This window comes from Salinimicrobium oceani (assembly GCF_012037645.1).
The window spans coordinates 1-375 of record NZ_JAAVJR010001004.1; the positions used below are offsets into that span (position 1 = coordinate 1).

Consider the following 375-nt stretch of genomic DNA (forward strand, 5'->3'; position numbering starts at 1 on the left):
TTGTTGCACCTGTTCGATGCTCAATCCGTAGCGGGAAATATTTTGCCTGTTGATATCCAGTTCCAGGTAAGGTTTCCCCACAATCCTGTCGGCAAATACAGCTTCATGTTTTACCGATGGCACCTGCTTAAGGATCTCTTCCAGTTTAAACCCGAATTCCTGAATTGTTTGCAGATCGGGACCGTAAACTTTGATCCCCATAGGAGCCCGCATTCCTGTTTGCAGCATCACCAGTCGGGTTTCTATAGGCTGCAGTTTTGGAGCGGAAGTGATCCCGGGAAATCTTGTGGCATTCACAATCTCAGTCCAGATATCATCGGGGCTGTTGATGTGTTCTCTCCAGTTTCTAAAGTATTCCCCATCCTCATCGGGCAC

At 47.7% G+C, this 375-nt stretch carries 1 protein-coding gene; it reads right to left on the minus strand.

Translation table 11 applies throughout. From position 1 onward, the window contains the following. On the minus strand, positions 1-375 hold a 375-nt coding region (locus tag HC175_RS20485; RefSeq protein ID WP_168139874.1), incomplete at both ends, for an efflux RND transporter permease subunit.